The following is a 24,781-nucleotide window of genomic DNA, read 5'->3' as shown; positions in this document are numbered from 1 at the left end:
AGTCCTAGTACCATCATGCGTGTTACTACTGCTAATTATTTTGAGTAACTTTAAATTGCTGCATAAGACGAGTGAATTTTAGCAGCACTCGCAAAAATATTACAAATATACATCTATAGAGATTATGCTTCCGGTTCAACACCCAGCGATGTCTAATGACAAGCCCTAGGGGTGAATCCTGCGGATACGCTACGCAAGCGCCGTTCCTTTATGCCGGGGAACCCGTCCACCGTACTGCCTCACCGCTATGCAACGCAGTGTTTTTGGCAGGAAGGGCGATCGCTCTCTAGTTCTTTAAATATTCTCTACCCATAGAAGATTAGTGGCGTAAGTACTGGTTTTCAGCGCATTGTAAAACTTTTCGTCTGCTGTTACCATCTGGCATTTTTGCGTAATGGCAAGGGCTAAGTACAAGCTGTCATACACCGCCCGATCTGTCTGAAGCGCAATATCTAAGGCAAGTGGCATCAAGGGCTGAGATAAATACACCTCTACTGGAACCGCATTTAAATCAGCTAAAGTTTGCTTTGCATTTTCAGCCGTGTCTTCACCGCGGCGCGTTCGTTTCCACAAGACGTTTATCACCTCTGGGAAGAAAAAATTCGGTACTAAAAAAGTATGACCACTTGCTAGTAAACGCCGAGCTGCATCAAAGTGGATTTCAAGCACAAACAACTTTATAGCAATACTTGCATCTACAACATACTGACTTACTGTTCTCTATCCTCGCGGATGAGTTCAGTACTATCACTGAAAGTTTTTCCTGTATACCTTACCTGAGCGCGTGTTACTGCTTCTCTAGCTTTTTCCATATTGCCGCCAGTGTGATAGTGCGTCGCTGTTTCAGCTGCTTGTCGTAAAATATGTTTCAATTCTTCTTGCAAAGATCTACCGTGTTGTTTAGCTAGAGTTTCTAACTTTTTTAGAATAATGGGGTCTAAATTATCAACTAAGATTTGAGCCATAATTTTTATATTTCATTCCTTCGTATGCTTGTTTTTTAGCCACCTCTTTTTGAGATTTTAATTTAGTTTAATAGGCGATCGCATATCAAGCTTTAGAAGTTAAATAATGAAGCATTTTGTAGCGGTTCATCAGATGTAAAATGATGTCTGACGACACGCTCCGCGTCTATGCACCTCACATTTAAGCCAAAGACCTAGGCTTCTGGTTCAACGCCGAGCGATCGCAATTGCGCTGTTAAGCGATCAGCTCTTTGGCGTTCTTGTTTTGCCCTTTGATGTTCTTGTTCTGCTCGTTGATGTTCTTGTTCTGCCCGTTGATGTTCCTGTTCGGCTCTTTCATCGCCAGTCAACAATAAATTACCTTGCAAATCCCACCAGCGCAACCAGGGTAATTCCACATTTTGATAAACTCCTGGCCAAATGCCTAACTCAACTCCCATAGGTGCGATCAGATAATGTCCGTGCTCATTTGCTGGTAACAACTGATATTGTCCACCAATGAATTCGTATACTTCTACGCTAGCTTTTTTGACTTCATAAATCCCGTAGAAAGCAGGACGAATCACCTGCTCATAAATCCAAAATTTACCCTTCCACGGGGTTTTGTCTCTTTCCTCATTCCCATCACCAGAAACGAATTCTAAGACAATCAACGGGGCAATATACTCTCGCCAATATACATAAGACCTCCGCGTTTGTCCATTTAGCAAGGGTGGTACATTCGGTACAAAAAACCAATCTGGTGCTTCTGCTCCTTTTTCCGGGGGATCGGTCAAGCGCCAGTAAATGCCTAAGTCCTGACCAATACAATATTGACCATCGAGATGTAATTGTTTGAGAACGGGTGTAATCGAGTCAGTCAGTAAGATACTTTGGGGATGCTCTTGCCAGTTTTTCACAAACGTGCCATTGGAATCTGGTAGCTGCGTATGGTCAGGAAAAGGAGTGAGATCGGTGGGTGGATTGGTTGCAGAGGTCATAAGGCCACCTTTGCACTGGATAAGGGTTGTTTTTTAGTTTAGCAATACAGTGAGAAGATAAGGGCGATGTTTGACGACAAGCCACTGCGCGTCAAAGCTAGGCTCAGGCTCCCCAGACTTTATTGTGTGAAAATTGGTGTAAGTATTTCGGGAGTTGCAGATGTGGCTTGGGGAACTGGAGATAAATTGCAAGGTGGAAAATACACTGTTGAAAGAGAGTTAGGAAGGGGACGGTTTGGCATCACCTATTTGGTAAGAAAGAGTAACAATGATCGCCAAGTTGTTAAGACCTTAAATGATGACTTGCTCAAGTCCCTTAGCCAATCAGAACGCGGACGACTGGAGACGATGTTTTGGCAGGAGGCGGTAAAACTTACTAGGTGTAAGCATCAGCATATTGTGCAGGTTGCTGAACCTTTTAAGGAAGGAGAGCATTGGTGTCTAGTAATGGAGTATGTTGATGGGGTGAGTTTGGCTGATCGCCGCCAACCAATACTTTCTGAACAAGAAGCATTACGTTACATTCAGCAAATTGGTGAAGCGCTGAAATCTGAATCAGACGCAACAGCAATCATTACCAATATATTCCACAAATGCCTTTAGCTAAGAAACTGTGGGAAATTCGTCAGCAAGCGATCGCCTCTGGAATAAAATTACTTAACGAAGCAGAAATTGAACAAGAGCTTGCTGAACGTCGGGGCGGATACCGTGAATCGTAAGAAGACTTACATCGACTCTGGGGTTCTGCTCACTGCTTTTGGGGGTATTCACTCAATCAGCATTCGAGCCAACAGCATTCTCAATGACGAAAATCGGGAATTTGTATCGAGCCAATTTGTCAAGTTAGAAGTACTACCCAAAGCAATTTATCACCAACAGCAAGACGAAACAGACTTTTACGAACCCTTCTTCAGCGCTGTTAGCTATTGGGCAACAGACTCGGAGTAAATTACACAAGATGCTTATCAAATTGCCTGTATCTACGGTTTAGCCGCTATGGATGCACTTCATGTTGCTGCCGCCCTCTGGCTCAAAGCCGATGAACTAATTATCACTGAAAAGTCAACTAAACCCATGCACCGAGTTACGATTATCCAGATTATCTCTATCTAGCTTGAGATCATAACGCTTTTCCACGGCATAAAGATGTGTTCGCGGATTATGCTTCTGGTTCAACGCCGAGTGATCGCTCTTTCGCCCATTAAGCGCATTAAAAAACGGGTGGCGCAATTGTTGGGAATGTCTTCTTTAACTCTTGTGACAAAGATTCCAAAAACATCATGTCATTGGTAATGTCTGAGACTTCATCTTCATTTAAATACTCTGTCTTTAATTGCTTTTGATAAGCTTCAATCCTATATTCTAGCGCCTCAACAATAAACCGAATTGCTTTAAGAGAAAAATTCACGTTCAATAACTCCTCTCGAAGAAGTCGCATTTCCCATACGGTACAAATCAACAGGGGTTTTTCTCATACCAATCAGCCAATCTAGGCTTCTGGTTCAACACCGAGCGATCGCAATTGTGCAGTTAGGCGATCAGCTCGTTGGCGTTCTTGTTCTGCTCTTTCCTCTCCAGTCAACAACAAATTACCTTGCAAATCCCACCAGCGCAGCCAGGGTAATTCCATATTCTGATATTCTCCCTGCCATATACCTAATTCAACACCTAAAGGATGTATGGGATAATGCCCGCGTTCATTTGCTGCTAATAACTGATATTGTCCACCAATTAATTCATAGACTTCCACGCTGGCTTTACTCACTTCATAAATGCCATAAAAAGCCGGATGAATCACTTGCTCATAAATCCAAAATTTCCCCTTCCAAGGAGTTTTGTCTCTTTCTTCAATACCATCCCCAGAGACAAATTCTAAAGCAATCAGCGGTGCAATAAACTCTCGCCACAGTACATAAGACCTTCGTGTTTGTCCATCCAGCAAAGGCGGTACATTCCCAACATAAAACCAATCCGGTGCTTCTGCGCCTTTTTCTGGTGGGTCAGTCATGCGCCAGTAGATACCACTATCTTGACCAATACAGTATTGCCCATCGGGGTGACGTTTTTGCAATATTGGTTTAATCGAGTCTGTTAGTAGAATGCTTTGCGGATGTTCCTGGAAGTTTTTCACGAATGTACCGTCTGATTCCGGTAGCTGCGTATGATCTGGGAAAGGAGTGAGATCGGTGGGTGGATTGATTGCAGAGGTCATAAGATTACCTTTGCAGGAGTAAGGGTTGTTTTCTAGTTTAGCTTTTGAAAGGTGGGAGAGGGGCGATCGCCCTCTCCCCAATCAGATCAAAAATGAGTTGGCGTAGACCATCGTAGGCATAGTTCACCTAATTTAGATTGATACCATTTGATTAACTGGCGCAACTCCAGCTAAATCTAAAATTGGCGCAATCAAATCTTCTCGCTTCACCGCCATCATGTGGACACCTTGACACAATTGTCGTGCTATTTGTACTTGCTCGGCGGCAATTTGCATGCCTTCTTCCAGCGGATCTTTTGCCTGTGCCAATCTATCAATAATGTGCTCTGGTATATTTACACCCGGAACGCACCTATTAATAAACTGGGCATTTTTTGCAGATTTCAACAGAAAAATTCCAGCCAAAATCGGTTTTTTATAACCAGCTGCAATTTTATCCATGAACTTTTCTAGTCGCTCGAAATCTGTGATCAATTGACTTTGGAAAAACTGCGCTCCGGCTTCGATTTTGCGTTCAAATCGACTTTGTAAACCTGACCAACTGGCACATTGCGGATCTACTGCTGCACCAGCAAATAATTCCAGTGCTCCATCAGTTAGAGGTTTTTCGTTGCAATCAATACCCTGATTCATCTTCCGAATCAGTTGTAGTAATCGTACAGCTTCTAAGTCGAAGACGGCTTTGGCATCCGGGTGATCGCCTGCTTTTACTGGGTCGCCAGTCAAGGCTAGGATGTTATAGACACCTAAAGCATGAGCGCCCATTAGGTCAGCTTGCAGACCAATGCGGTTGCGATCGCGGCAGGCAATCTGACAAATCGGCTCGATCCCGTTTTGTAATAAAATTGCCGAAGCTATCAATGAAGACATCCGTAGCACTGCGCGGCTACCATCGGTAATATTGACGGCATGAACCCTCCCCTTAAGGGTCGCCGCCATTGATATCATGTGCTCTGGATTACCACCTTTTGGCGGTGCAACCTCGGCAGTAATCAGGAATTTGCCTTCTTTCGCAGCTGTTTGGAAGGCAGTCAAATAAGTTGGTTTTTGCGTATCAAGCATAACATTGAGTATTTCTGACTCTGGATACACCCATAACATATAGCACCAGAAAGTGAAACCTCACAGAGGCACAGAATAACCTAAAGCAGCTTTCACTTGTGCCAGAGTTTGGTTAGCAATCGCCTGGGCTTTTTGCCGTCCATCACGCAACACAGACTCTAGATAGCCTTTGTCCTCTGTTATTGCTTGATATTTTTCTTGTATTGGTTTCAGGGATTCAATGAGCGTGTCTGTCAACAATGGCTTGAATTGTCCCCAGCCCATATCCTGGCATTGGGCTGCTACCTCTTCCTTGGCTTTACCAGAAAGCAACATATACAGTGTTAACAAGTTATTACACTCTGGGCGCTCTGGGTCATCAAAAGTTAGACCACGAATTGGATCAGTTTTACATCGTTTAATTTTGTATTGAATTTGGTCTGGTGGATCAAGTAAATTAATCCGGCTTAAGTCAGAAGGATCGGACTTTGACATTTTGCGCGTACCATCCGCCAAACTCATCACCCTTGCCCCTTCCTTACGGATCAAAGGATCTGGTAACTTCAACACTGGCTGATCTGGTTTGCCAAATTGATGATTAAACCGAGCTGCAATATCCCGTGTCAATTCCAAGTGTTGCTTTTGGTCTTCACCTACTGGTACTTTATCGGCTTGGTAAAGCAAAATATCAGCGGCCATCAGCACAGGGTAGTCTAACAAACCGACATTTACATTTTCTCCCTGTTTGACAGCCTTTTCCTTAAACTGGATCATGTCTTCAAGCCAGTTTAGAGGGGTAATACAGTTGAGCAACCAGGTGAGTTCACTGTGGGCGGAAACGTGGGATTGCACAAAAATGGTGGAATGATCTAAATCAAGACCACAAGCTAGATAAAGCGCAACGAGGGTGTAGGTATCGGATGCCAAGCGTGTTGAGTCGTATGGCACTTGTGGGACTGTAATCGCGTGTAAATCAGCTACGAAAAGATAATTTTCGTATTCGCTCTGGCCTTCTACCCAGTTGCGAATAGCTCCCAAATAGTTACCTAAATGATAATTGCCCGTTGGTTGAACTCCAGAAAGAACACGCTGCTTGCCCATAAATTTCAACTTTAGTTATCTTAAATCCGCGCTATGTAAAGTGGCGATGTCTGGCGACAAGTCACCTCTGTACGAGATACTCCCGAAGTTCTAATTGGAGGAAACTCCGTTCAGACTTCTCTCCACGTAACTTGCTTCTTTGCAAGAGGAAGCGCCTACGCAAAACTCATTTAATTTTGACATTTTCTAGGGCAACTCGCTGTTTAGTTTGGGAGGCAGGAAACTGGCAGGTTTACACTCCACAAATCCGCCATTAGAAATCTCCAGAAATTAATTATGTATTACCCAAAATCGTTGTCGAGACGTAACAGTGCTACGTCTCTACATCTTGAGATGTCTATTGAGTTTAATTACAGTAGCGGTAATACTGCTAAGTAATTAGGAATTTAGATTTGCTGCGATCGCAATATCCGTATAGAAACTGAGGAAGACTAGGATTAGTGTAATTTAGCAATCATCTCTGCAATGATTATCCAGCGACAGAATTCCGCTAATTGATTCAAAAAGGAGTAGCGTTAGGTAAAAGGGTAATTTTTTTACCTCCAAAAAAAGTGCGATAATTAGCGCACATTTAGGTTTACAGTAATGAAATTTATTGGCATTGACTTAGGGTGGAAATCCCAGCCAAGTGGACTATGCTGCTTAGAATGGACAGATAAACAACTGCAACTACTAGATCTAGATCGTAAAGAAGCTATTGCAGATATCCTCAGATGGCTCGATACATGCGTACAACCAGAGGAACCAGCCATTATTGCTGTAGATGCACCTACCCTTATCCCCAACGCTACCGGGAGCCGCCTCCCAGACAAACTCAGCCACAAGCACTTTGGCAAATATCACGCGGGATGTTACCCAGCTAATCAGAATTTAGCCTTTGCAGAACGCACTGTTAACTTTGGCTTAGAATTAGAATCTCGTGGTTTTATACATGCACCAATTATCGAAGTGCAAAAACTTGGCAGATATCAAATAGAAGTATTTCCTCATCCCGCTATAGTTAATTTATTCGGCTTAGAACGCATCCTCAAATATAAAAAAGGACGCCTAGGTGAGCGTCGCTTAGAATTAATCAAACTCTACAATTACATTTTTAATATCCTACCCACCCTCGAACCTTTTTTATGCCTTAGCAGTTTGATTCTTCCTGAAATTCCTACTAATGGTGCTGCTTTCAAAGCTGTTGAAGACAAACTAGATAGTCTGATCTGCGCTTATGTAGCAGCACACTGGTGGTATTGGGGAGAGCAACGTAACTTAGTATTAGGTGATCGCACCACTGGTTACATTGTCATCCCCAAATCAGTGCTGAGTTCCGAGTAATGAGTACTGAGAGTTAAATAACAACTCAGCACTTAGCCCTCTTACTCTGCCCAAGCAATTAACCTTGGTTCATAAGGATTAGCTAAGTGTTGATTTTTCGGCAATACACGCAAAGACAAGCCTTGCAAACCAGAGGTGGTATAAATGATATCAGCCGTGTAAATGCTTAATCCTTGTGTATCCTCTCCTTGATAATCCATGACCACGGGTAGGGCATTAACAATGTCACCATTGGCATCGATCGCACCCTGATATAGTTCCACCTGCACATCATTATTCGTTAAAGTTGCCAAGTCAACCTTAGCTTTGACGCCAACAGTTTGATTAACTTCAATCTCCGAAGCTGCTGATACGTCAATATCTTTGATTTTGATGTTGAACCAGTGTTCGCCCAATTTTGCTTTCCAAGCAGCTAGTTCTTTAGCCGGGGCATAGTTATCAACGGTCAAGGTATGATAGCGATCGCTGGCTGGGAAATAAGCCCGCCCAGCATATTCTCCTACCATCCGCGCTGTATTAAAGAAGGGACAATTCAACCGAATTGCATCCTTCATTTTAGCTACCCACGGACGAGGTAAGCCATCACTATCCCGATGCTCATAAAATAGCGGTACAACTTCCTTTTCCAGCAATTCGTAGAGAGCATTTGCTTCTACTTCATCCTGGTAATTGGGATCGTCGTAATTCTCTCCGTGACCAATCGCCCAACCCGTGCGGACGTAATCAGCTTCATCCCACCAACCATCTAGTACACTTAAATTCGGCAATCCGTTCATTGCTGCTTTCATCCCACTGGTACCAGAGGCTTCCCGTGGACGACGTGGTGTGTTTAACCAGATATCACAACCTGCTACCATCAACCGGGAGATGTGAATATCGTAATTGGGAACAAACACCACTTGTTTTTCTAAGTGTTGTTCGTGGATGAAGTGATTGATGTCGCGGATAAGTTCTTTCCCTGGAATATCCTTGGGGTGTGCCTTACCGGCGATCACAAATTGTACTTTTCGGTCTTTGTTGCCTAGTAAAAGCCGCTTGATGCGTTCCAAATCGCGCATCCACAGGGTAGCACGTTTGTAAGTGGCAAAGCGACGGGCAAAACCAATAGTTAAAACGTAAGGATCTAAAACTTCTTGTGCTTGAACGATTTCTGAGGCAGAAGCACCGCGATCGCGCAAATGCTTGACCAAATGCTCCCGCACGTACAAAATCATGTCTAGTCGGCAGCGTTCGTGATTCCGCCACAACTCTTCATCAGGAATAGCTTCCATTCGATCCCACAATGGGCTATCTGGTGGTGCTGATGACCAATTTGGCCCTAAATAGCGATCATACAACTCTTGAGTTGATTTGGCGACACAACTACGAGCATGTACACCGTTGGTAATTGCGGCAATTGGCACTTCCTCTACTGGCACTTTCTGCCATAAGCCCTGAAACATTTGCCGCGACACTACACCATGTAGCTGCGCTACACCGTTAGAAAATGTCGCCATTTTCAGAGCCAGTACCGCCATACTGAAAGGCCCAGATAAATCACCTGTATTCTCACGCCCCAACCCTAAAAATTGCTCTTTGGGTAAGTCAAAGATGTCTGCATAGTACCCCAGGTAGTACAGCATCTTATCGGGAGCAAACAAGTCAATTCCAGCTGGTACTGGCGTGTGGGTGGTAAAGATATTACTGGAAGCCACCACTTGTTTAGCTTGAGCATAACTCAACCCCTCTTCTTGGATCAGGAGGCGGATACGCTCCAGAGCGGAGAAGGCCGCGTGACCTTCATTCATGTGGTAGGCGGTGACTTTCAGCCCCAAAGCTTTGAGCATTTGCACACCACCGATCCCCAGCATGATTTCCTGATGGATACGCATGTCAATGTCGCCACCATACAGTTGATCTGTGATGTCGTGGTCGTAAGCTTTGTTGGGTTCAATGTTAGTATCCATCAGATATAGCGGCACAGTTCCCACCTGTACGCGCCAAACTCTGGCATATACCTTACGTCCTGGATAATCTACTGCAATCCGCAATTCTGAACCATCGGGATTGCGCTCCAGATGTAGGGGCATATTATAGAAATCGTTAATTGGATAACGTTCCTGTTGCCAACCATCGGCATTTAAATACTGAGCAAAGTAGCCTTGCTGGTACAGTAAACCTACACCAACTAACGGTAGCCCCAAATCACTGGCTGATTTGAGGTGATCCCCTGCCAGAACGCCCAAACCTCCAGAATAAACGGGCAAACAATCTACAAGTCCAAATTCAGCCGAAAAATATGCGTAGCATTCTTTTGGCGTCTGTCCTCGTTGTTTCTGATACCAGGTGCGCTCTTGCAAATAATCTTCTAACTGACGGTCAGCTCGATCCATTTGCGCGAGGAAGCCTTCATCTTCGACAACTTCCAAAAGCCTTGCTTGAGAGATAGTACCCAGCATTAACACTGGGTTATGACGGCTAGACTCCCATAGATCGGGGTCTAAGCGGCGAAATAAATCTTTAGTTTCAACGTTCCAATCCCAGTGCAAGTTATATGCCAGCCGCCGCAGCGGTTCGAGTCGCGGCGGAAGTGAAGGGGATACGTTAAATGTACGAATTGGCTGCATAGGTTGGCAAAACTCCAAGTTTAGCTAAGGTTATTGTTTACTGTCTTTACCCAATGTTGCCAATTCTTTATACTGTGTTTGTGAGGATATTATGACTTTGTTAAGCATTGAGAATTATTCTTCTCCTCGTTGCTATAGTTTACACCAAGGGTGTTTATAGTTCTATGCGTTACCCTCAGCTATATGCTTTTTATATTTAAATTTAATAATTTGGTAACATTTAACACTCAAATAAATCTTTATATTTATTTGAGATTTATATTGGCAATTGCTAGTGGAGAGATACCTAGCTCAAAAGCTCAATAGAATTTTATTTGAAGTTGATAGCAGTCGATTGCTACTTCAGTCAAAAGTTAAATTTTTAATTATTTTTTAAGAAAATTATATTTGATTAAATAAAGGTATTAGAGAAGAAGCTTATGGGACTAGCTTTTTCAATACAGCTAAAAAACCCAAAAAATTTCTCGAATTTTGGGATTTTCACCTGAGTGCCTTAATGGTTAAAAAATTAACTTTTTAACCACTAAGACTCAATACACTAAGAAAAATACATTGTATTGTGAAACGGCTAGTATTCAAAGCTCAATCTTACTTCAGTAAAATAGCTTATTTATGTAATCTTTTATGCACCTAATGAAGGTTGATCTTTGCTATTTTTTGGCATAGTCAGAGCCATAGCTGCTGCACCAGCAATCTCTGCTGCTATTTGATAAGCAAGTCTGAGATTTGATGAAGCGTTTTTACCTTTAGAAGAGAGAGAAGGTTTTTTTCGACGCGACTCTTGTTTAACATCACCTGTAACAACGGCTCGCTGCAAGATGATCCAGGCATCTAGGTCTTCTGAATCATAATTAGTTTGAATAAGCACTCGCATCTGGTCTTCGGCTACAACGCTTAGATAGCCTGTAGTTAGAGCTTCTTGTACAATTTCTTTAATTAAAACCATAATTTAAACCAAGTTTGTGAGTTGAAACCGATACCTAGATTTGAGTATTTTTTATTTTGTAGACTTCTCTTGGAAGTTAAGATGTGTCTAAGTTTCCTCTAAATAAAATCTATAATGGGCAGTGCCAAGCACACATCACCCGCTTGGCTCATCCGATCGGGTGATTTACAAATTGTCAAATATGCATAATAAGAAAGCGAAAACTTTTACCTTTTTGGCTTTTTGATAATAAAGATGTGAAAAGTATCGTAAATATCATTTTGAGTGTAACGTGGAATCAGTGAATTGCTTGCATAAACAGCACTAAAAATATAGACAAAACAAGCTATGAAACCGCTCTATCTAAATAGCTTTCACTTTTATTTTTTTCATCGACTTATGGCATGAGATTTTAGTAAACTATACGTAAGTACTGACTGTATCAGGTTGTAACTTGGTCAGCGATCGCCTTGATTGGCTCACAATTACTGGTTTTATACAAATTTATCTGAGTTTTCGCGTTTCTACATCAATTAATAAAGTTAAACCAATAGTATCTGTATCTGATTAGACAATAATTAAGTTAGAAGATAGAATATTTCAATGTTTTTATTTGTAAATATAAAATTATTTTATGATTGCGATCGCCAGAGTTAAAAATTTATTTAACTATTGTTTTTTATACATAAGCAATATTGAAATCAACTTAAATTTTTAAGATTGCTCCATTAAAAATAAAATGTGTTATCGTTAAAAACAACTTGTTATTAAAAGCCATTCATGTAATTACAAGCGTGATTTGGTTAGTTTGTAAATCATCAGTGTGCAACATGATTGGAGCAGCATACTCTAGAAATTCGTTGCAAGAAAGCCGTCATAGCAGTCGGGGAAGCGCTTACTTGTTTGCACCGATGGTTAACTTTAATGTGATGGCTGAAGTGGGAGATAATCCACCTTAATTTAGTTTTTATTTCGGCAAAAACACCTATAAAAATCCAACAATAGTTACATTGTGATGCTAGACAGTAATTTTCTTTGGTCTTTGAAATAGTCTAGATAGATGTACTGTTGTTGAAAAATAGCTTGTTGAACTGAGTTGTTTTAAAAGACTAAAACAACCTAATAGAAAGTACTATCAAGGCGAATAATTTTATAGGTAGTTGTATAATAAGCTTTTCAAATTTTACGGAAAAGCGAAACAATAGCTTGTCTCAATCAAAAATTTTCCCATTTGAAAATTTAATAGTCCAAGGTTTGTCCTTGCAATCTACTAATATTGCTTTGTTAATTTTGTCTGGTCATTAAGAAACAATATTGTTGCGTACCTTGCTATAAAAATACTGGTACGAGAGTTTCTGGCACTTCTAGGCAATTATGCATACTAATTGAGAAATTAAACAACATTGAAGTAGAGAATTTCTCATCTAGTCAAACCTTGACTTATTGGTTTTCTAAATGTTTAGAAAACCATCTAAATATATTGGGATTTTTTGTAACTGCTAACCAAAGTTATAGGTTAAAAATACTAAGACAAATAGTATTAGCAGAAAAGCTATTGATAGAAAAATTGTTCAATACTGCCAGCAGAAATTTATTGAGAGTATGTAGCCATGAACCACAAGAACAATTCCTCAAAATGGCAACGCCTGCAAGAAGTTTTAGTCACCACTTTGTTAGGAGAGATTCCTAGTATTGCTCTAGGAGCAAAGTTACGCAATTTGGGATATCGTAGTATTTTTGCTCAGGTAGGTAGCCCTGTTTATATTCAAAATGGCGTAGAGTTTATGGGAACTTCTTGTATTGAAATCGGCAATGGTGTATATATTTTCAAAGGTGTAAGGGTAGATGGAAAAGGACACCAAAATAATAAAGTTATTCTGGGAAATGGAGTAGCGATCGAGCGGAATGTTGATATAGGGTGTTTGGAAGACACTTGTATACACATTGATGATGACACCTTCATCGGGCCAGACGTTTGTATTGAGGGGCCAGGAGACATTAAAATTGGTAAGCACTGTATGATTGCTGCCCACTCAGGAATATATGCCAATAATCACAATTTTGCAGATCCAATAGAGCCTATTAAATACCAAGGTGTTACTCGCAAAGGAATTGTGATTGAGGATGACTGTTGGCTAGGGCACGGAGTAACAGTATTAGATGGCGTTACTATCGGCAAGGGTAGTGTTATTGGTGCTGGAGCAGTTGTTAATAAAGATATTCCTCCCTTCTCTGTAGCTGTAGGTTTACCTGCGAAAGTTATCAAAAGCCGAATTAGTAAAGATATGGCAAAACTCCAGGCTGAGAAATCGTAGACTTACAAAGGTTTTCAAGAGAGTAGACGACAGTAAATACTTCTTTGCTTGTAGGGTGGGCATTGTAATGCCCACCCTACTATATGAAAATTGGGCACAGAATATTAAATGTGTTATGTTCTAGCAGCGATGTCTGAAACACAAGCTGCTTTATGTCTAGACTGGGAAACCTCTATCGTCATTTAACGTCACAAGAGTCACTAGTCCACAACTTCTTTGTTAAAGGCATCTACAAGTTAGACAACCCACGCACAGCGCCCAAACAAAAGCCAAGCACACACTAAAACCCTATGGGTTACTGCAAGATAGTTACCCAAGCTTACTCTTGAGCGAAGTGAAGGGTTCTCCTCTCATCGGAGTCCTCCAAAAAAGGGACAAGATTTGGGTAATATAAAGGAGCTATCTTTTCTGCATTGCAGAAATTGAGAGAAAGCTTCTTTTTGACACCCTTGGGGATATTTCTATGGTGACTTTAAAAATCGCTGTTTATATTGTTGTTGCCTTGTTTGTGGCTATTTTCGTCTTCGGATTTTTGTCGAACGATCCAGCTCGTAACCCAGGCCGCCGGGATGCAGAGTAAAAAAACGACAAATAATCCGCGACTGCCGACTGAAGGCGGAAGCTCCTAGACGCCACACTTACTTGCTATTCCTACTCCACAAGTTCTCTTTGGGAGTGTGAGAAGGGATTAGCCCAAAACTAGACGTCACTTATTATTATTTGGGCGTCTAAAACTCTCAAAGGCAAGAGCAATACAGTGGCTCAGGAATCCTCCAAAGTTTGGAGCAGCTTTTGCCGCTCCAACTTCTTTGCACAATGCAGTATCCTCCTTCGGATAGCTTGTTGCAGGTAGGCAGAAGGCGAAAGTTGGAAGGCAAAGTCTGTATATTTATCCTTCCGGTGGCCACTTGGCTGTTTGTTAGCTCGATTATGTTCAAGTATGCTTCATCCAGTTCTGCCGCCCGATCCGCCTCTCCTCCTCGAACCTTTACAACCTGCAAATCCCATATCATCTGCTAGTAAGGCAAAGTTTCCCTCAGTTGGAGAAGCTGAGGCTGGGACGCAGGGAAACAAAGACAAATCTAAGCAGCAAAAGGATTTGCCTCATTTAGCACCTGCGAGCAACACGGGAAGTTATCGGCTGCCAACTCCCATCAATGCAACTCAAGATGACTCGGTAGTTGCCGAAATCCTATCTGCACCCAATACCCCAGAAACTTTTCCGCCAGAATTTTCCCCGCTCAGTACCTCTGAGAGTGCTGCACTTTTGGGAAAACCACTGACAGTTGGTTATCCTATGCAGGAGGTTAAAGCTTCTGATTCTCATGAAGACAGTAGCCCAGATGCGCCGCCAATTGCGCCAATCATCACCAACAGCAAGAAGTCATATCAGCCAGAAGCGCAAGTCTTAGTTGAAAAATTAACTCAATCCAAACAGCATGATGTTGCTAGACAACAGTCTGCCAGAAAAATCACTCTCTCTGGAACTGCTGTCGATAATACACCGAGTTCTCAAGTAGTCAAAAATACTGTAGAATTCAAGTCTCGCAACCCGACCAACCAGCCTTCAAAGCCCATTACCATAGAATTCAATTCGCAAATACCACAAACGCAAACGCCAACTCCTGTAAAGCCGGATGACAATACCAATCAGCTACAAAATCAACCACCTGGTACATCAGCACCTACTAACATACCAGTACAAAGAGTTGTAGAAGTAACATCAGATCGGCAGGAGTATGACGAGCAACGACGAATTATTACAGCCGAGGGTAATGTGGTGGTGCGATTTGATGGGGCAGTTGTGGATGCCGATCGCCTGCAAGTCAATTTGGACAACTTAATTGCCGTGGGCGAAGGCAATGTAGCCTTGACAAGGGGCGATCAAGTGCTGCGGGGACAACGCTTTACCTATAACTTTATTCAAGATAGTGGGGAGCTGTATAATGGCGCGGGCGAGATTTACGTACCCACAGCGCAAACAGATTTTGCTTTCTCTGGCACAGATATAACTGCGGGTGGAGTTCCAAGGCGTCCGCCGAGCGATCGCATTAGAGCCAATCAACCCCTTTCAGGTGTGAGCAGTCCTGGAGGAATTGATTTTGTGTTAGGTGGTCAGCCAGACGCTAGGAACGTCCCACCACCAAAAGCCGGGGGTGTAGTAAATCGGCTGCGGTTTGAAGCTCAACAAATTGATTTCTACCCGCGAGGCTGGCAAGCTAGGGATGTGCGGATCACCAATGACCCCTTTTCACCTCCAGAGCTAGAGATCCGCGCAGATAAAGTTACTGCAACAAGAGAAGCGCCTTTAGTAGACCGGATCACCACGCAGCGGCAACGTTTAGTATTTGACCAAAATCTTACCGTACCTATCCCAGTAGATCAGCAGACCCTCGACCGTCGGGAACGGGAAGTTACCCCCGCAATCGTTTCTCCTGGCTTTGATGGAGATAAGCGGGGTGGTTTGTTTCTTGAGCGTGGTTTTTCACTAATCAATACAGATCAAGCAAGCTTGACTATTACGCCTCAATTTTTTGTGCAAAAACTTGTACAAGAAGGGACTGGTGACTTAGCCGCGCTTTTGGGTGCGAAAACAAAACTGAATGCTGTTTTGAGTCCAACAGCTATACTTCAGGGTTCTGGGGAATTAACTAGTTTTGACTTGAATAAGGTGGACGAGAACTTACGGGCAAGTTTGCGATTGCGCCAGACATTAGGCGCTCCCAATCCCCATATATTAAATTTAGAATATAGTTACCGCGATCGCCTCTACAATGGCACTTTAGGTTTTCAAACAGTCCAGAGTAGTCTTGGCGGCGTGATCGCCTCTCCAATAATTCCTTTAGGTAACAGCGGTATCAACCTCAGTTACCAAGGAGGCGCTCAGTACATTGAAGCCAACACCGATCGCCTCGACTTGCTAGAACCAGACCGGGAAAATGATCGCATTTCCCTAGGTCGTGTACAAGCCAGTGTTAGTCTCAATAGTGGCCTGCTACTGTGGCAGGGAAAACCATTAGCACCAACTGCTACGGAGGGATTACGATACACAGCCACTCCCGTTGTTCCTTACTTGCAAGCAGTTGCGGGTGTCACGGGCACAAGTAGTTATTATACCAATGGCGATAACCAAAGTACCCTCATTGGTACAATTGGCTTGGTAGGGCAAATTGGTCATTTCTCTCGACCGTACTTAGACTATACTGCCTTTAATATCAGTTATTCCCAAGGTTTCAACAATGGATTATCGCCCTTTTTGTTTGATCGCTCTGTTGATAACCAAGTGCTAAGCGCTGGCATCTCGCAGCAAATTTATGGGCCATTTCGCTTAGGGTTTCAGACATCAGTTAACTTAGATACAGGTAGAGAGAGCAGTACTGACTACTTTTTAGAATATAGCCGCCGCACCTATGGCATTACTTTACGATACAATCCGGTGCTGGAATTAGGCGGTTTCAGCATCCGCATTAGTGACTTTAACTGGAGTGGGGGCACAGATCCATTTTCTGAAGTTAGGCCAGTTGTGGGTGGTGTGCGACAGGATAATTAATATGGGTTGGGGGTGCAAAAGACAGAACATGTAGAGACGTTGCAATGCAACGTCTCTACCAAAGGATTTGTTGCAATCATTAATTGAATTGGTATTAGTTTTCCATTCGCTAGGGCTTAAGTTGACACGTATGAGCGCTGTCTCACCGCCCTTTTGGTATCTAGGGCAGCCACCGCCCAAATTTTTTTCTGTGGTTAGTTTTATCTTGGTCGTCCCAATGTCGTAATGTAAATAACAGCCTCATCAGTAGGAATACCCAAAACTTCATTTACTTGGTCATCAAAGAAGCCACCGATACCACTGACGCCAAGATTTAGGCGCGTTGCAGCTAAATTTAGCCGTTGCCCTAAATGACCAGCATCCATATGTAAATAACGGTAAACGCGATCGCCGTACTGAGCGATCGCGGATTTCAGGTCAGATGTATGGAATAGTACTGCTGCTGCATCTCGTCCTAATTCTTGCCCCAAGCAGAGAAAATGCAATTCCCGTCGGAAGTTTTTAAACCGAATTTGTCGCAATTCTTGCGCTTTAGGAGCGTAGTAATAGCATCCCGCCTCCAGTCCTTTCACCCCGCAGACAGCAATAAATGTCTCTATTAAATTGAGGTCAAAGTAATCTGGAGAAGTATCTAAACTTTGGTCAATATAATTTTGTGGCTGGTAGGTAAAATCAAGTAAAGACTTCAGTTCATCAAAGGTTAAATCATCACCATTGTAAGCGCGGGTAGAACGTCGCTTGTACATGTTAATTTCCAGTTCTGACAGCTTTTCTCCCCAATACATGGGTGTGGTGACGGTGGGAATTTTGAGACAGAAAGGAAAATTATATTTATCCTCTAAAGATTTTTCTTGTTTGACCGTTGGTAAATTGAGCTTACCCGTTATTCCGGATTCGATCTGGGTATGCTGATGAAAGTATGTCAGTAATTCACCATCAGGGATTGACGGATAATTAGTTTGGGTGGCAGAAGGTAAAGCAGTACATCCCAGTGGTAGATTTTGTTTGATATCTAACAAGTCTGCCAGAGGTAGAACAGCGATCGCTCCTTCCTGTTGCGGATCTACATAAAGCAGATCATTTACTGATTCATCGACAAAGCCGCCGATTAAATGGGGCCGATAGTCAGTAATCGCGCCAGCTAACTCGATATTACCCAACAGATGTCCTGTATCTAGAAAAATCCGACGGTATGCCCTATCTTCATAGCGCCAAGCTGAACGATAGAAAACCGCAGTCACAATAATTGCTAATTGAGTATTTTCTAATGCAGGATGCCAGAAACAGGCTGCCTGTAGAGTTTGCCATACATCACTTTCCCAATAATGCATCAGGGAATGAGTCCGACACTGGTAATTATACAGCCCAGGTGGTAATAACGGTGTTCCACGGGAAACTACATACACCTCGGCAGGGTATAACCCGCCTGCACTCGGAGCAGCTCGTAAATACACCGCACTTCCCATAGAAGGCATTCTTGCTGTTAGTCCATAACTACGAAACAGCAATTGTGATAATCTTTGCCACCATTGAGCATCTTGGTTATTAGTAAATGCCTTTGGTTTTTCTTGAATATAAGGTTTGAGGTCAAAAGTAGAGCCAATTTTGTACTCTTTAAAAGGTACTGGCTGCTTAGCCCAGTCTAACCTCTGGTTTTTAGAGGCAAGAGTCTCAGGATCATATTTAGTACGTTCGTGGTAATACTGAGCAATTGATTGATGTGTTTCTGGCATATTAATTTCAATATCCTTGGGATGTCCTTTTTTTTGATCTTGGCATTCATTAGCCTTATTATTTCGTGTCAATTAGTACAATCGTCAAACTATGAAATTGGTGATAAGTAACGAATGAACTGGGAATTGGGGAACTCGGGGCCCCCTCTGGGGATAAGGGGCAATGGGGATTGGGGAAGAAAATAACTAAATTACTGTTGACTGAGGATTGGGGAGAAAATAACTAAATTACTATTGACTGTTAACTGTTGACTGTTGACTGTTGACTGTTGACTGTTTACTGTTAACTGTTGACTGTTGACTGTTGACTGTTGACTCGTATTCAGCAAGAGAGTTTTTTCGCAGTACCATAAGCGCAAAGCTATATATCTACGAGTGGACTTGCAATGATGCCTGTACGTCAAACTTTATCAAAACCTGATATCCAATTTTCTTATTTAGAGTGGAATCAAGGTCAAGAACCTTTACTACTGTTGCATGGTTTAGCTGACCATGCCCTAGTGTGGTCTAGTTTGGGAGATTACCTGGCGGCAGATTACCACATAGTTGCGCCGGATATGCGCGGTCATGGTGAAAGTAGTAAGCCAATAAAAGATTATAGTTTTGAGAGTGCGATCGCAGATCTCGAAGCCCTAATGGATCATTTGGGATGGTCTTTTGCTCATATTGTCAGTCACTCATGGACAGGTAAATTAGCTGCTATCTGGGCAAGGAAAAATCCAGAACGTTTGCGGAGTATGATTCTGGTCGATCCGATTTTCATTTGGAAGATGCCTAGCTTTCTGAAGGTAACTTTTCCGATGTTGTATCGCTTCTTGCCTTTTCTTAAAAGCATGGGCCCTTTTGCCAGTCAAGAGGAAGCAAAACAACAAGCGCAGCAGTTAAAGCAATATCAAGGATGGAGTCCTTTACAGCAGCAAGTTTTACTTGCAGGAATAGAACGAAAACCCGATGGTAGTTGGGGTAGCAAGTTTACTTTTGCTGCCCGCGATGGAATTTTTGAGGAAGTCATGCAAGTGCCTGGTTTTACAATTCCCCTTAACACTCCTGCTCTCTTCGTGCAGCCAGAACACGGTCTAAACCGCCAATCTTGGCAACTCCAACCCTATAAAACCTATCTAAAAAATTTACGCCTCTGCCAAGTTCCTGGTAATCATTGGCCATTTTTGACGCAACCAGAAGCATTTAACCGGACTGTAGCGGCTTTCTTAGTAGAACAAAGTTGAGAAAAATCTCATTATTATTTGGACGGGATTACTGAACGGGAACAGAAGAATGAAGATGAGCGATGTCTAACGACGCTATATGTCTACGCTCTCCTTCAAGTACGGATAAGCCAGTCATGAGCCTTTGTATCAATCCCGTTTGCCCTAAACCAAATCACCAAGATAATGATCAAAACCGCTTTTGTTTAAGTTGTGGTTCCCAGCTGGAATTATTAGGGCGCTATCGGGTAATGCGCCTGTTAAGTGACAAAACAGGTTTTAGTAAAGTTTATCAGGCATACGAACAAGATACGCCTAAAATCCTCAAGGTACTCAAGGAGGAACTATCAGGCAAGGCTGAAGCAGTAGAACTATTTCAACAAGAGGTAACTGTGCTAGGAAAAATGAATCATCCCGGCATTCCTAACATGGATAGTTACTTCCAGTATCAAACCCGAAATGGTTTGGTGTTGCACTGCATTGCAATGGAAAAAATTGACGGGCTTAACTTAGAACAGTGGCTCAAGCAACAGCAGTCTATTTCCCAAAAACAAGCTATAGCCTGGTTAAAACAGTTACTAAAAATTTTAGATTCAGTCCATAGCCAGCAGTATTTGCATCGAGATATTAAGCCATCCAATATCATAATTCGTCCTCTTACCAAAGAAAGTTTGGGGGAACTCGTATTAATAGACTTTGGTACTGCCAGAGAAATGGCTAAATCCTGCCCAACTCAACTTAGCAACTGCAAAGGTATGACAGCAATTATGTCATCTGGGTACAGCGCCCCAGAACAAATGAGCGGTCAAGCTGTGCCACAATCAGATTTCTTTGCTTTGGGACGCACCTTTGTGTTCTTACTTACGGGATACCATCCCTTGGATATGTATGATATTCACTACAATTTGTTGCACTGGCAAAATCACGCTATAAACATCTCACCTTTGCTTTTGAATTTAATAGATTGGCTAATGACGCTGGAGATAGGAAACCGTCCTGCCAATGCCGAAGAGATTTTGCAGCGCCTAGAAGAAATTGAAGAACAATTAATAGAAATAAATGTTGAAATTGTGAATATAGAAGAGAGTCTTAAGACTGAAAATTTGACTTTGATAAGTACTAACAAAACTTCACTGCCCCAACATAATCAACTGGATAAAGTGCCATTAGCTTCAATTTTTACAGCGCTTCTAGTAACTTTAGGATTAGTTAGTATAATGGCTTTGACACTGTGGCACACTAAGTTAACCTCAGATCCCAATTATGGTCAATCTCCAACAATAAAAGGTAAGATTGATTATTTCCCTTATGAAAAAGGTAGGGATAGTCAGGGAAGAGTTGCCGAATTTAATATAGTTGTTTTATCAGTAGAATATAGATGGCTTTTAGGCAGCACTTTTCAAGTTAAATATAATGATCAAATTATTAGCCTGGAACTTTTAAACTTGAATATAGAACAAGAAGAAATACAGAAAATCATGAAAAAGCCTAGTGAAATTATCTCTGTAGGTACAGCTTCTTGTAAAGGTGATGTAGGAGTTGAACAACGTATAGCTTTAGAACGTTCCCGACAAATACAATTTTTAGCAAAAAAACTATTTAGTAATACACCAAGTATCAAAGGCTATCGCTTATTAAATTTGGGTCAATTTCAGCGGAGTAATTGTCAAGCCAGCCAGGATTTAACTGCCTATCAGCGAAGTATTATAATTATTGGTGTCAAACAAAAGTCAGCAGATGTAATTCTGGATGAAGCACTACGAAATAGGTTAGAAGAGAAGCCTTTTGCTGATTTTAGGTTAGAAGATTATTCTTTGGGTTCAGCAGAAAGGTTTAAAACAGTACCAAGTAATTTATAGCTTTAGTTTCGTAAAGAAAGTAGTAGACACACATCGTTCCCCAAGCGATCACCTCTTTAGCTATAAACTACTAAAGTGGTCATCACTTCTCTATGGCAAAAGCAGCAGACATTAGTACCAAGCGATTAATCAGCCTCGCGCCCGAAAATTGGGCAGTGAAGAATTAAAACTGAATTTCTGATTTAATTTTTAATTTTTCACGCTCCCATCCCAGAATACCGTTTCAATCCTGCACGCCACAGTAAGCGATTCGCACCTAAAAATACTAATATCCAACCTACCATTGACCAAAATCCCCGTGCTACATCTACGGGTAGTCCCACCAAAAGACTTGCAGGAAAATCAATCAAATAGGGAAAAGGCGTAAACAGCACTATTGCCCGCACCGATTCTGGAAAGACATTCAAAGGCGCAATAATTCCAGACAAAAATATATAAAACAAAAACCAAAAATTTTCTAAAGCGCTAGCTCGTTCTGTCCAAAAGGCGAATATGGCTAAGGTGTGTTGAATAAGAAACCGCAAAACAAAAGCTAGCGCCACCGCCAATATAAACAGTAAAAACTTCCCCAAACTTGGTAGCCAAAAAGCTTGAGGATATAGTAAAAAAAATAACGTAATTAGTAACAACACAAATGGTATTCGGGCCAATCTTTCGGAAAGATGAGACGCCACGTGATGCCACACAGGATCTATTGGTTGTAACAATTTGGGTGAAAGCTTACCTTCTATTACTTCCCTTTCAAAATCCCAAATTACCCAAGCAACTGTAATTTGCCTAACAACGAAAACTGTAAGAAAGTAACGAGCAAAATCTACAGGTGTTAAACCGAACTCTCCGCCTTGTGCCGCTTGTATCCAAATACCCATGAAGATAATTGGCAAAGATCCAGCCAAAACCCATAAAATCAGTTCTGCTCGATACTCAACCATATAGGCATAGTATACTGACAAGAAAGTTAAGATGTTCTTAATTATGCGTTTCATTTGTTATAAGTATTTTTGAGGACATAATTGTTTCATCGTTAACCTAGTATAAAATATTAAAACTCTCTAACTCTCATGAGAATGTTGTTAGGTATCCAGATCCCGACTTCTCAAAGAAGTCTGGGATCTAACTTTTCACGACTCCCTTCTTCACTTAGGTCGATCGCTATTTCTTCGGAGGTTTTTTTCTGTCAATGAAACACTGCCAATACCTTGGAGAATACCACGACCAATTAAACCTAAACCTCGTCCTATTATTTGAGTGAGAATAAAGACAATACCACTGCCTAAAAAACTTACCAGCGATCGCAAACGAGGTGCGATCGCATCCCTAAATTCTAGAATCAGTGTCACCACTAAAGGAATACCTGAAAGTTGTGCTAACTCCTTATTTCGAGGAGCATAAACTGAAGTTTCGGCAATACCACGAGGTGCAATGACAAATAGAGCATAGCGGCTTTCAAAAATTGCTTTTGGCTCATTTATATAACTGTTTAAACGATATTTCCATGACAATTCATTTCTAAAACGTTCAATCTCCCGTGTTGATATCAATTGGCGACAATAAAAACTTTGCTTAATCGCTTCTACATCTGCTAATGAATTCAGTAGTGGCTGCAATACGCCATTCGCTACCTGAATCAACAAATTCTCTAAAATCATTAAGGCTTGGGATTTGGCTTCAGCGCTAAATGGTGCATAAGAAGCATTATCAATGCGTAGTTCTGTTTGAAATAGTAGATAAGCAAACAATTCAACAACTAACGGGATTTTATTAAGAATATCCGTTTGGACAATCTCTGTATTTTGCAACAAGTATTTTACAATCTCTATATCCTCATTGCCTACTCGCACCCGCGAAAATTTTCCAAAAAAATCTGTAATTGCGGCTTGCCATAAATCGCTTAATAAGGTACTTTTCACCTCATATAATTGATTAATTTCAATTTGAGAAACGCGCAAGTCATCCAATTGTTCAGCTAATTTTTGCAGAATCAGATAAAGTAATTCTCGTTTTTTATCTTCGCGTAAAATCTCAATTTCCAAAGGCACAACTGTAACATTTTGTAAAGGAAACTGGAGTTTGGTAACGCAAGATGAAAATAAAGCAGATTGTAGTGCTCTTGGGCTAAGTAGAGATGGTATTTGCTCTGAGCTAGCAATTGCACTACTTAGAGAAATCGAAGGCGACGCATCTGGGATAAATTGCCCCTGTTGTTCTTGTCGCTTTTGTTGTGATGACAATAACTTATTGAGCAACCAACGAGATGCCAGCAGTTCTCGTCGTTGTCCAGCCAGAATTGCTCTATCTAGTAGTGGTAGTCCAGGGACTTGTAATTGTGCTGTTACTGCCGCTAGGGTGGCATCAATGTGACCAATTCCTGACAAACGCAAATTATTTCGGATCTTAGCGAAGGGGAGAGATGAGTTCTGAGTTCTAAGTTTTGAATTTTGTGAATTTACACTTCCACTATCTACAAACCAATAGGAACCACCAGATGCTACTTCTCGCATAGCGACAACTAACTCAGAAAAAGGTATGCCTTTGGCACAGTAGCCATTCACACCAATAGCCTTCGCAGCCAACAGTATTCCTTGTTCTTGAACAGAACTAAAAAGCAAAATTGGCAGGTTGGGGTATAAAGCTCTCAGTTGCCGACAGAACTGCAAACCTAGCTGCTGACTGGTGGTACGACCATTACCTAATTCTAAAACTACCAAATTTACTTGCTTAGGGTCTTGTTTGGCGATTTCTGCTAGAATCTGCAAGGCAGAGGTATCAGTTTCTACCTCGGCTATCACTTGCAAGTCAGGAATTGTGTCCAAAGCTGCCCGCAGTCCTAGACGGAAGATCGGGTCTTGGTCGATTAGCAATAATTTCAGAGGGCGATCGCTCATAGTCTGCTCAAATAAAACTGTTTTTTGCTAGTCAGAAAACAGCTTTGATACTAAACTTAGTCCTCCCCATTGTTACCTGTT

General features: G+C 41.8%; 22 protein-coding genes and 1 pseudogene. 11 read left to right on the top strand and 12 right to left on the bottom strand.

All coding sequences use genetic code 11. From position 1 onward, the window contains the following. Nucleotides 1-155 precede the first annotated feature (155 nt). Complete coding sequence (locus FNW02_RS39660; RefSeq protein WP_263627823.1) at nucleotides 156-290, top strand: hypothetical protein; 135 nt, start codon at nucleotides 156-158, stop codon at nucleotides 288-290. Nucleotides 291-294: 4 nt separating this feature from the next. Here the strand turns inward: FNW02_RS39660 and FNW02_RS26150 are convergent. From FNW02_RS26150 to FNW02_RS26140, 3 genes and pseudogenes are all read right to left on the bottom strand, one after another. Then, nucleotides 295-693: pseudogene (locus tag FNW02_RS26150) on the bottom strand (type II toxin-antitoxin system VapC family toxin); the annotation flags it as partial. A gap of 17 nt (nucleotides 694-710) precedes the next feature. Then, complete coding sequence (locus FNW02_RS26145) at nucleotides 711-965, bottom strand: FitA-like ribbon-helix-helix domain-containing protein (RefSeq protein WP_191760401.1); 255 nt, start codon at nucleotides 963-965, stop codon at nucleotides 711-713. A gap of 194 nt (nucleotides 966-1,159) precedes the next feature. Further along, complete coding sequence (locus tag FNW02_RS26140) at nucleotides 1,160-1,945, bottom strand: Uma2 family endonuclease (RefSeq protein WP_191760400.1); 786 nt, start codon at nucleotides 1,943-1,945, stop codon at nucleotides 1,160-1,162. 66 nt (nucleotides 1,946-2,011) lie between these two features. Between FNW02_RS26140 and FNW02_RS26135 the strand changes: the two genes are divergently transcribed. Genes FNW02_RS26135 through FNW02_RS39960 form a run of 3 tightly spaced genes read left to right on the top strand, consistent with a single transcriptional unit; the run spans nucleotide 2,012 to nucleotide 2,893 of the window. Beyond that, entirely contained in the window at nucleotides 2,012-2,548 is a 537-nt protein-coding gene (locus tag FNW02_RS26135; RefSeq protein WP_225225902.1) for a serine/threonine protein kinase, read from the top strand. Beyond that, the gene (locus FNW02_RS39655) at nucleotides 2,539-2,664 is read left to right on the top strand and encodes a hypothetical protein (RefSeq protein WP_263627822.1); all 126 of its coding nucleotides are present in this window, start codon (nucleotides 2,539-2,541) and stop codon (nucleotides 2,662-2,664) included. Before FNW02_RS26135 ends, FNW02_RS39655 begins: the two co-directional genes overlap by 10 nt. Further along, nucleotides 2,654-2,893 (top strand): hypothetical protein, encoded by a 240-nt coding sequence (locus tag FNW02_RS39960; RefSeq protein ID WP_191760399.1) that lies wholly within the window; start codon nucleotides 2,654-2,656, stop codon nucleotides 2,891-2,893. The genes FNW02_RS39655 and FNW02_RS39960 overlap by 11 nt, the downstream gene beginning before the upstream one ends. Nucleotides 2,894-3,155: 262 nt before the next feature. Here FNW02_RS39960 and FNW02_RS26125 read toward each other — a convergent pair whose 3' ends face one another. The 4 genes from FNW02_RS26125 to trpS form a co-directional block, all read right to left on the bottom strand. Further along, entirely contained in the window at nucleotides 3,156-3,353 is a 198-nt protein-coding gene (locus FNW02_RS26125) for a hypothetical protein (protein WP_191760398.1), read from the bottom strand. Nucleotides 3,354-3,434: 81 nt separating this feature from the next. After that, nucleotides 3,435-4,157, bottom strand: coding sequence for a Uma2 family endonuclease (locus FNW02_RS26120; protein ID WP_191760397.1), 723 nt, complete (start codon nucleotides 4,155-4,157; stop codon nucleotides 3,435-3,437). 132 nt (nucleotides 4,158-4,289) lie between these two features. Then, nucleotides 4,290-5,219: a methylenetetrahydrofolate reductase gene (locus FNW02_RS26115; protein ID WP_191760396.1), complete on the bottom strand. Its 930-nt coding sequence runs from the start codon at nucleotides 5,217-5,219 to the stop codon at nucleotides 4,290-4,292. 60 nt (nucleotides 5,220-5,279) lie between these two features. After that, nucleotides 5,280-6,299 carry a tryptophan--tRNA ligase gene (gene trpS / locus FNW02_RS26110; protein ID WP_191760395.1) on the bottom strand — a complete coding sequence of 340 codons (1,020 nt, stop codon included), beginning with the start codon at nucleotides 6,297-6,299 and terminating at the stop codon, nucleotides 5,280-5,282. Between the two features lie 585 nt (nucleotides 6,300-6,884). Here trpS and FNW02_RS26105 point away from each other — a divergent pair. Then, nucleotides 6,885-7,622 (top strand): DUF429 domain-containing protein, encoded by a 738-nt coding sequence (locus tag FNW02_RS26105; protein WP_191760394.1) that lies wholly within the window; start codon nucleotides 6,885-6,887, stop codon nucleotides 7,620-7,622. A 41-nt stretch (nucleotides 7,623-7,663) separates the two neighbouring features. Here the strand turns inward: FNW02_RS26105 and glgP are convergent, their stop codons facing one another. Further along, nucleotides 7,664-10,228, bottom strand: a complete 2,565-nt coding sequence (gene glgP / locus FNW02_RS26100; protein ID WP_191760393.1) for an alpha-glucan family phosphorylase — start codon at nucleotides 10,226-10,228, stop codon at nucleotides 7,664-7,666. Between the two features lie 622 nt (nucleotides 10,229-10,850). After that, nucleotides 10,851-11,174, bottom strand: a complete 324-nt coding sequence (locus FNW02_RS26095) for a hypothetical protein (RefSeq protein ID WP_191760392.1) — start codon at nucleotides 11,172-11,174, stop codon at nucleotides 10,851-10,853. Between the two features lie 809 nt (nucleotides 11,175-11,983). Here FNW02_RS26095 and FNW02_RS39650 point away from each other — a divergent pair. The 4 genes from FNW02_RS39650 to FNW02_RS26080 all read left to right on the top strand — a co-directional run bounded on the left by FNW02_RS39650 (nucleotide 11,984) and on the right by FNW02_RS26080 (nucleotide 17,018). Next, the gene (locus FNW02_RS39650; protein WP_255515472.1) at nucleotides 11,984-12,112 is read left to right on the top strand and encodes a hypothetical protein; all 129 of its coding nucleotides are present in this window, start codon (nucleotides 11,984-11,986) and stop codon (nucleotides 12,110-12,112) included. Between the two features lie 651 nt (nucleotides 12,113-12,763). Then, a complete protein-coding gene (locus FNW02_RS39835; protein ID WP_191760391.1) occupies nucleotides 12,764-13,468 on the top strand; it encodes an acyltransferase in 705 nt (234 codons plus the stop codon). A gap of 463 nt (nucleotides 13,469-13,931) precedes the next feature. Continuing rightward, entirely contained in the window at nucleotides 13,932-14,048 is a 117-nt protein-coding gene (locus tag FNW02_RS26085) for a photosystem II reaction center protein I (protein ID WP_191760390.1), read from the top strand. 360 nt (nucleotides 14,049-14,408) lie between these two features. Continuing rightward, a complete protein-coding gene (locus FNW02_RS26080; protein WP_191760389.1) occupies nucleotides 14,409-17,018 on the top strand; it encodes a DUF3769 domain-containing protein in 2,610 nt (869 codons plus the stop codon). A 200-nt stretch (nucleotides 17,019-17,218) separates the two neighbouring features. On the opposite strand, the gene FNW02_RS26075 is transcribed toward FNW02_RS26080, so the two are convergent. Next, on the bottom strand, nucleotides 17,219-18,751 hold the full coding sequence (locus FNW02_RS26075) for a SagB/ThcOx family dehydrogenase (RefSeq protein WP_191760428.1): 1,533 nt from the start codon (nucleotides 18,749-18,751) through the stop codon (nucleotides 17,219-17,221). A 389-nt stretch (nucleotides 18,752-19,140) separates the two neighbouring features. Between FNW02_RS26075 and FNW02_RS26065 the strand changes: the two genes are divergently transcribed. Together FNW02_RS26065 and FNW02_RS26060 are read left to right on the top strand one after the other, a co-directional pair. Then, nucleotides 19,141-19,977, top strand: coding sequence for an alpha/beta fold hydrolase (locus FNW02_RS26065; protein WP_191760427.1), 837 nt, complete (start codon nucleotides 19,141-19,143; stop codon nucleotides 19,975-19,977). A 116-nt stretch (nucleotides 19,978-20,093) separates the two neighbouring features. Continuing rightward, nucleotides 20,094-21,815 (top strand): serine/threonine protein kinase, encoded by a 1,722-nt coding sequence (locus FNW02_RS26060; RefSeq protein WP_191760426.1) that lies wholly within the window; start codon nucleotides 20,094-20,096, stop codon nucleotides 21,813-21,815. Between the two features lie 197 nt (nucleotides 21,816-22,012). Here the strand turns inward: FNW02_RS26060 and FNW02_RS26055 are convergent, their stop codons facing one another. Both FNW02_RS26055 and FNW02_RS26050 read right to left on the bottom strand, forming a co-directional pair. Next, nucleotides 22,013-22,801: an ABC transporter permease gene (locus FNW02_RS26055; RefSeq protein WP_191760388.1), complete on the bottom strand. Its 789-nt coding sequence runs from the start codon at nucleotides 22,799-22,801 to the stop codon at nucleotides 22,013-22,015. A 150-nt stretch (nucleotides 22,802-22,951) separates the two neighbouring features. Then, complete coding sequence (locus tag FNW02_RS26050) at nucleotides 22,952-24,700, bottom strand: DUF3685 domain-containing protein (RefSeq protein ID WP_191760387.1); 1,749 nt, start codon at nucleotides 24,698-24,700, stop codon at nucleotides 22,952-22,954. Between the last annotated feature and the right edge of the window lie 81 nt (nucleotides 24,701-24,781).

It is taken from the genome of Komarekiella delphini-convector SJRDD-AB1, from assembly GCF_014831675.1.
GTDB lineage: Bacteria > Cyanobacteriota > Cyanobacteriia > Cyanobacteriales > Nostocaceae > Komarekiella.
The sequence above is the reverse complement of the archived record's forward strand: the minus strand, read 5'-3'. Positions and strand labels throughout refer to the sequence as shown.

Coding starts and splice junctions, on each gene's coding strand:
- FNW02_RS39660 (WP_263627823.1), top strand. CDS start 156: ATGACAAGCCCTAGGGGTGAATCCTGCGGATACGCTACGCAAGCGCCG.
- FNW02_RS26145 (WP_191760401.1), bottom strand. CDS start 965: ATGGCTCAAATCTTAGTTGATAATTTAGACCCCATTATTCTAAAAAAG.
- FNW02_RS26140 (WP_191760400.1), bottom strand. CDS start 1,945: ATGACCTCTGCAACCAATCCACCCACCGATCTCACTCCTTTTCCTGAC.
- FNW02_RS26135 (WP_225225902.1), top strand. CDS start 2,012: ATGTTTGACGACAAGCCACTGCGCGTCAAAGCTAGGCTCAGGCTCCCC.
- FNW02_RS39655 (WP_263627822.1), top strand. CDS start 2,539: ATGCCTTTAGCTAAGAAACTGTGGGAAATTCGTCAGCAAGCGATCGCC.
- FNW02_RS26120 (WP_191760397.1), bottom strand. CDS start 4,157: ATGACCTCTGCAATCAATCCACCCACCGATCTCACTCCTTTCCCAGAT.
- FNW02_RS26115 (WP_191760396.1), bottom strand. CDS start 5,219: ATGCTTGATACGCAAAAACCAACTTATTTGACTGCCTTCCAAACAGCT.
- trpS (WP_191760395.1), bottom strand. CDS start 6,299: ATGGGCAAGCAGCGTGTTCTTTCTGGAGTTCAACCAACGGGCAATTAT.
- FNW02_RS26105 (WP_191760394.1), top strand. CDS start 6,885: ATGAAATTTATTGGCATTGACTTAGGGTGGAAATCCCAGCCAAGTGGA.
- glgP (WP_191760393.1), bottom strand. CDS start 10,228: ATGCAGCCAATTCGTACATTTAACGTATCCCCTTCACTTCCGCCGCGA.
- FNW02_RS26095 (WP_191760392.1), bottom strand. CDS start 11,174: ATGGTTTTAATTAAAGAAATTGTACAAGAAGCTCTAACTACAGGCTAT.
- FNW02_RS39650 (WP_255515472.1), top strand. CDS start 11,984: ATGATTGGAGCAGCATACTCTAGAAATTCGTTGCAAGAAAGCCGTCAT.
- FNW02_RS39835 (WP_191760391.1), top strand. CDS start 12,764: ATGAACCACAAGAACAATTCCTCAAAATGGCAACGCCTGCAAGAAGTT.
- FNW02_RS26085 (WP_191760390.1), top strand. CDS start 13,932: ATGGTGACTTTAAAAATCGCTGTTTATATTGTTGTTGCCTTGTTTGTG.
- FNW02_RS26080 (WP_191760389.1), top strand. CDS start 14,409: ATGCTTCATCCAGTTCTGCCGCCCGATCCGCCTCTCCTCCTCGAACCT.
- FNW02_RS26075 (WP_191760428.1), bottom strand. CDS start 18,751: ATGCCAGAAACACATCAATCAATTGCTCAGTATTACCACGAACGTACT.
- FNW02_RS26065 (WP_191760427.1), top strand. CDS start 19,141: ATGCCTGTACGTCAAACTTTATCAAAACCTGATATCCAATTTTCTTAT.
- FNW02_RS26060 (WP_191760426.1), top strand. CDS start 20,094: ATGAGCCTTTGTATCAATCCCGTTTGCCCTAAACCAAATCACCAAGAT.
- FNW02_RS26055 (WP_191760388.1), bottom strand. CDS start 22,801: ATGAAACGCATAATTAAGAACATCTTAACTTTCTTGTCAGTATACTAT.
- FNW02_RS26050 (WP_191760387.1), bottom strand. CDS start 24,700: ATGAGCGATCGCCCTCTGAAATTATTGCTAATCGACCAAGACCCGATC.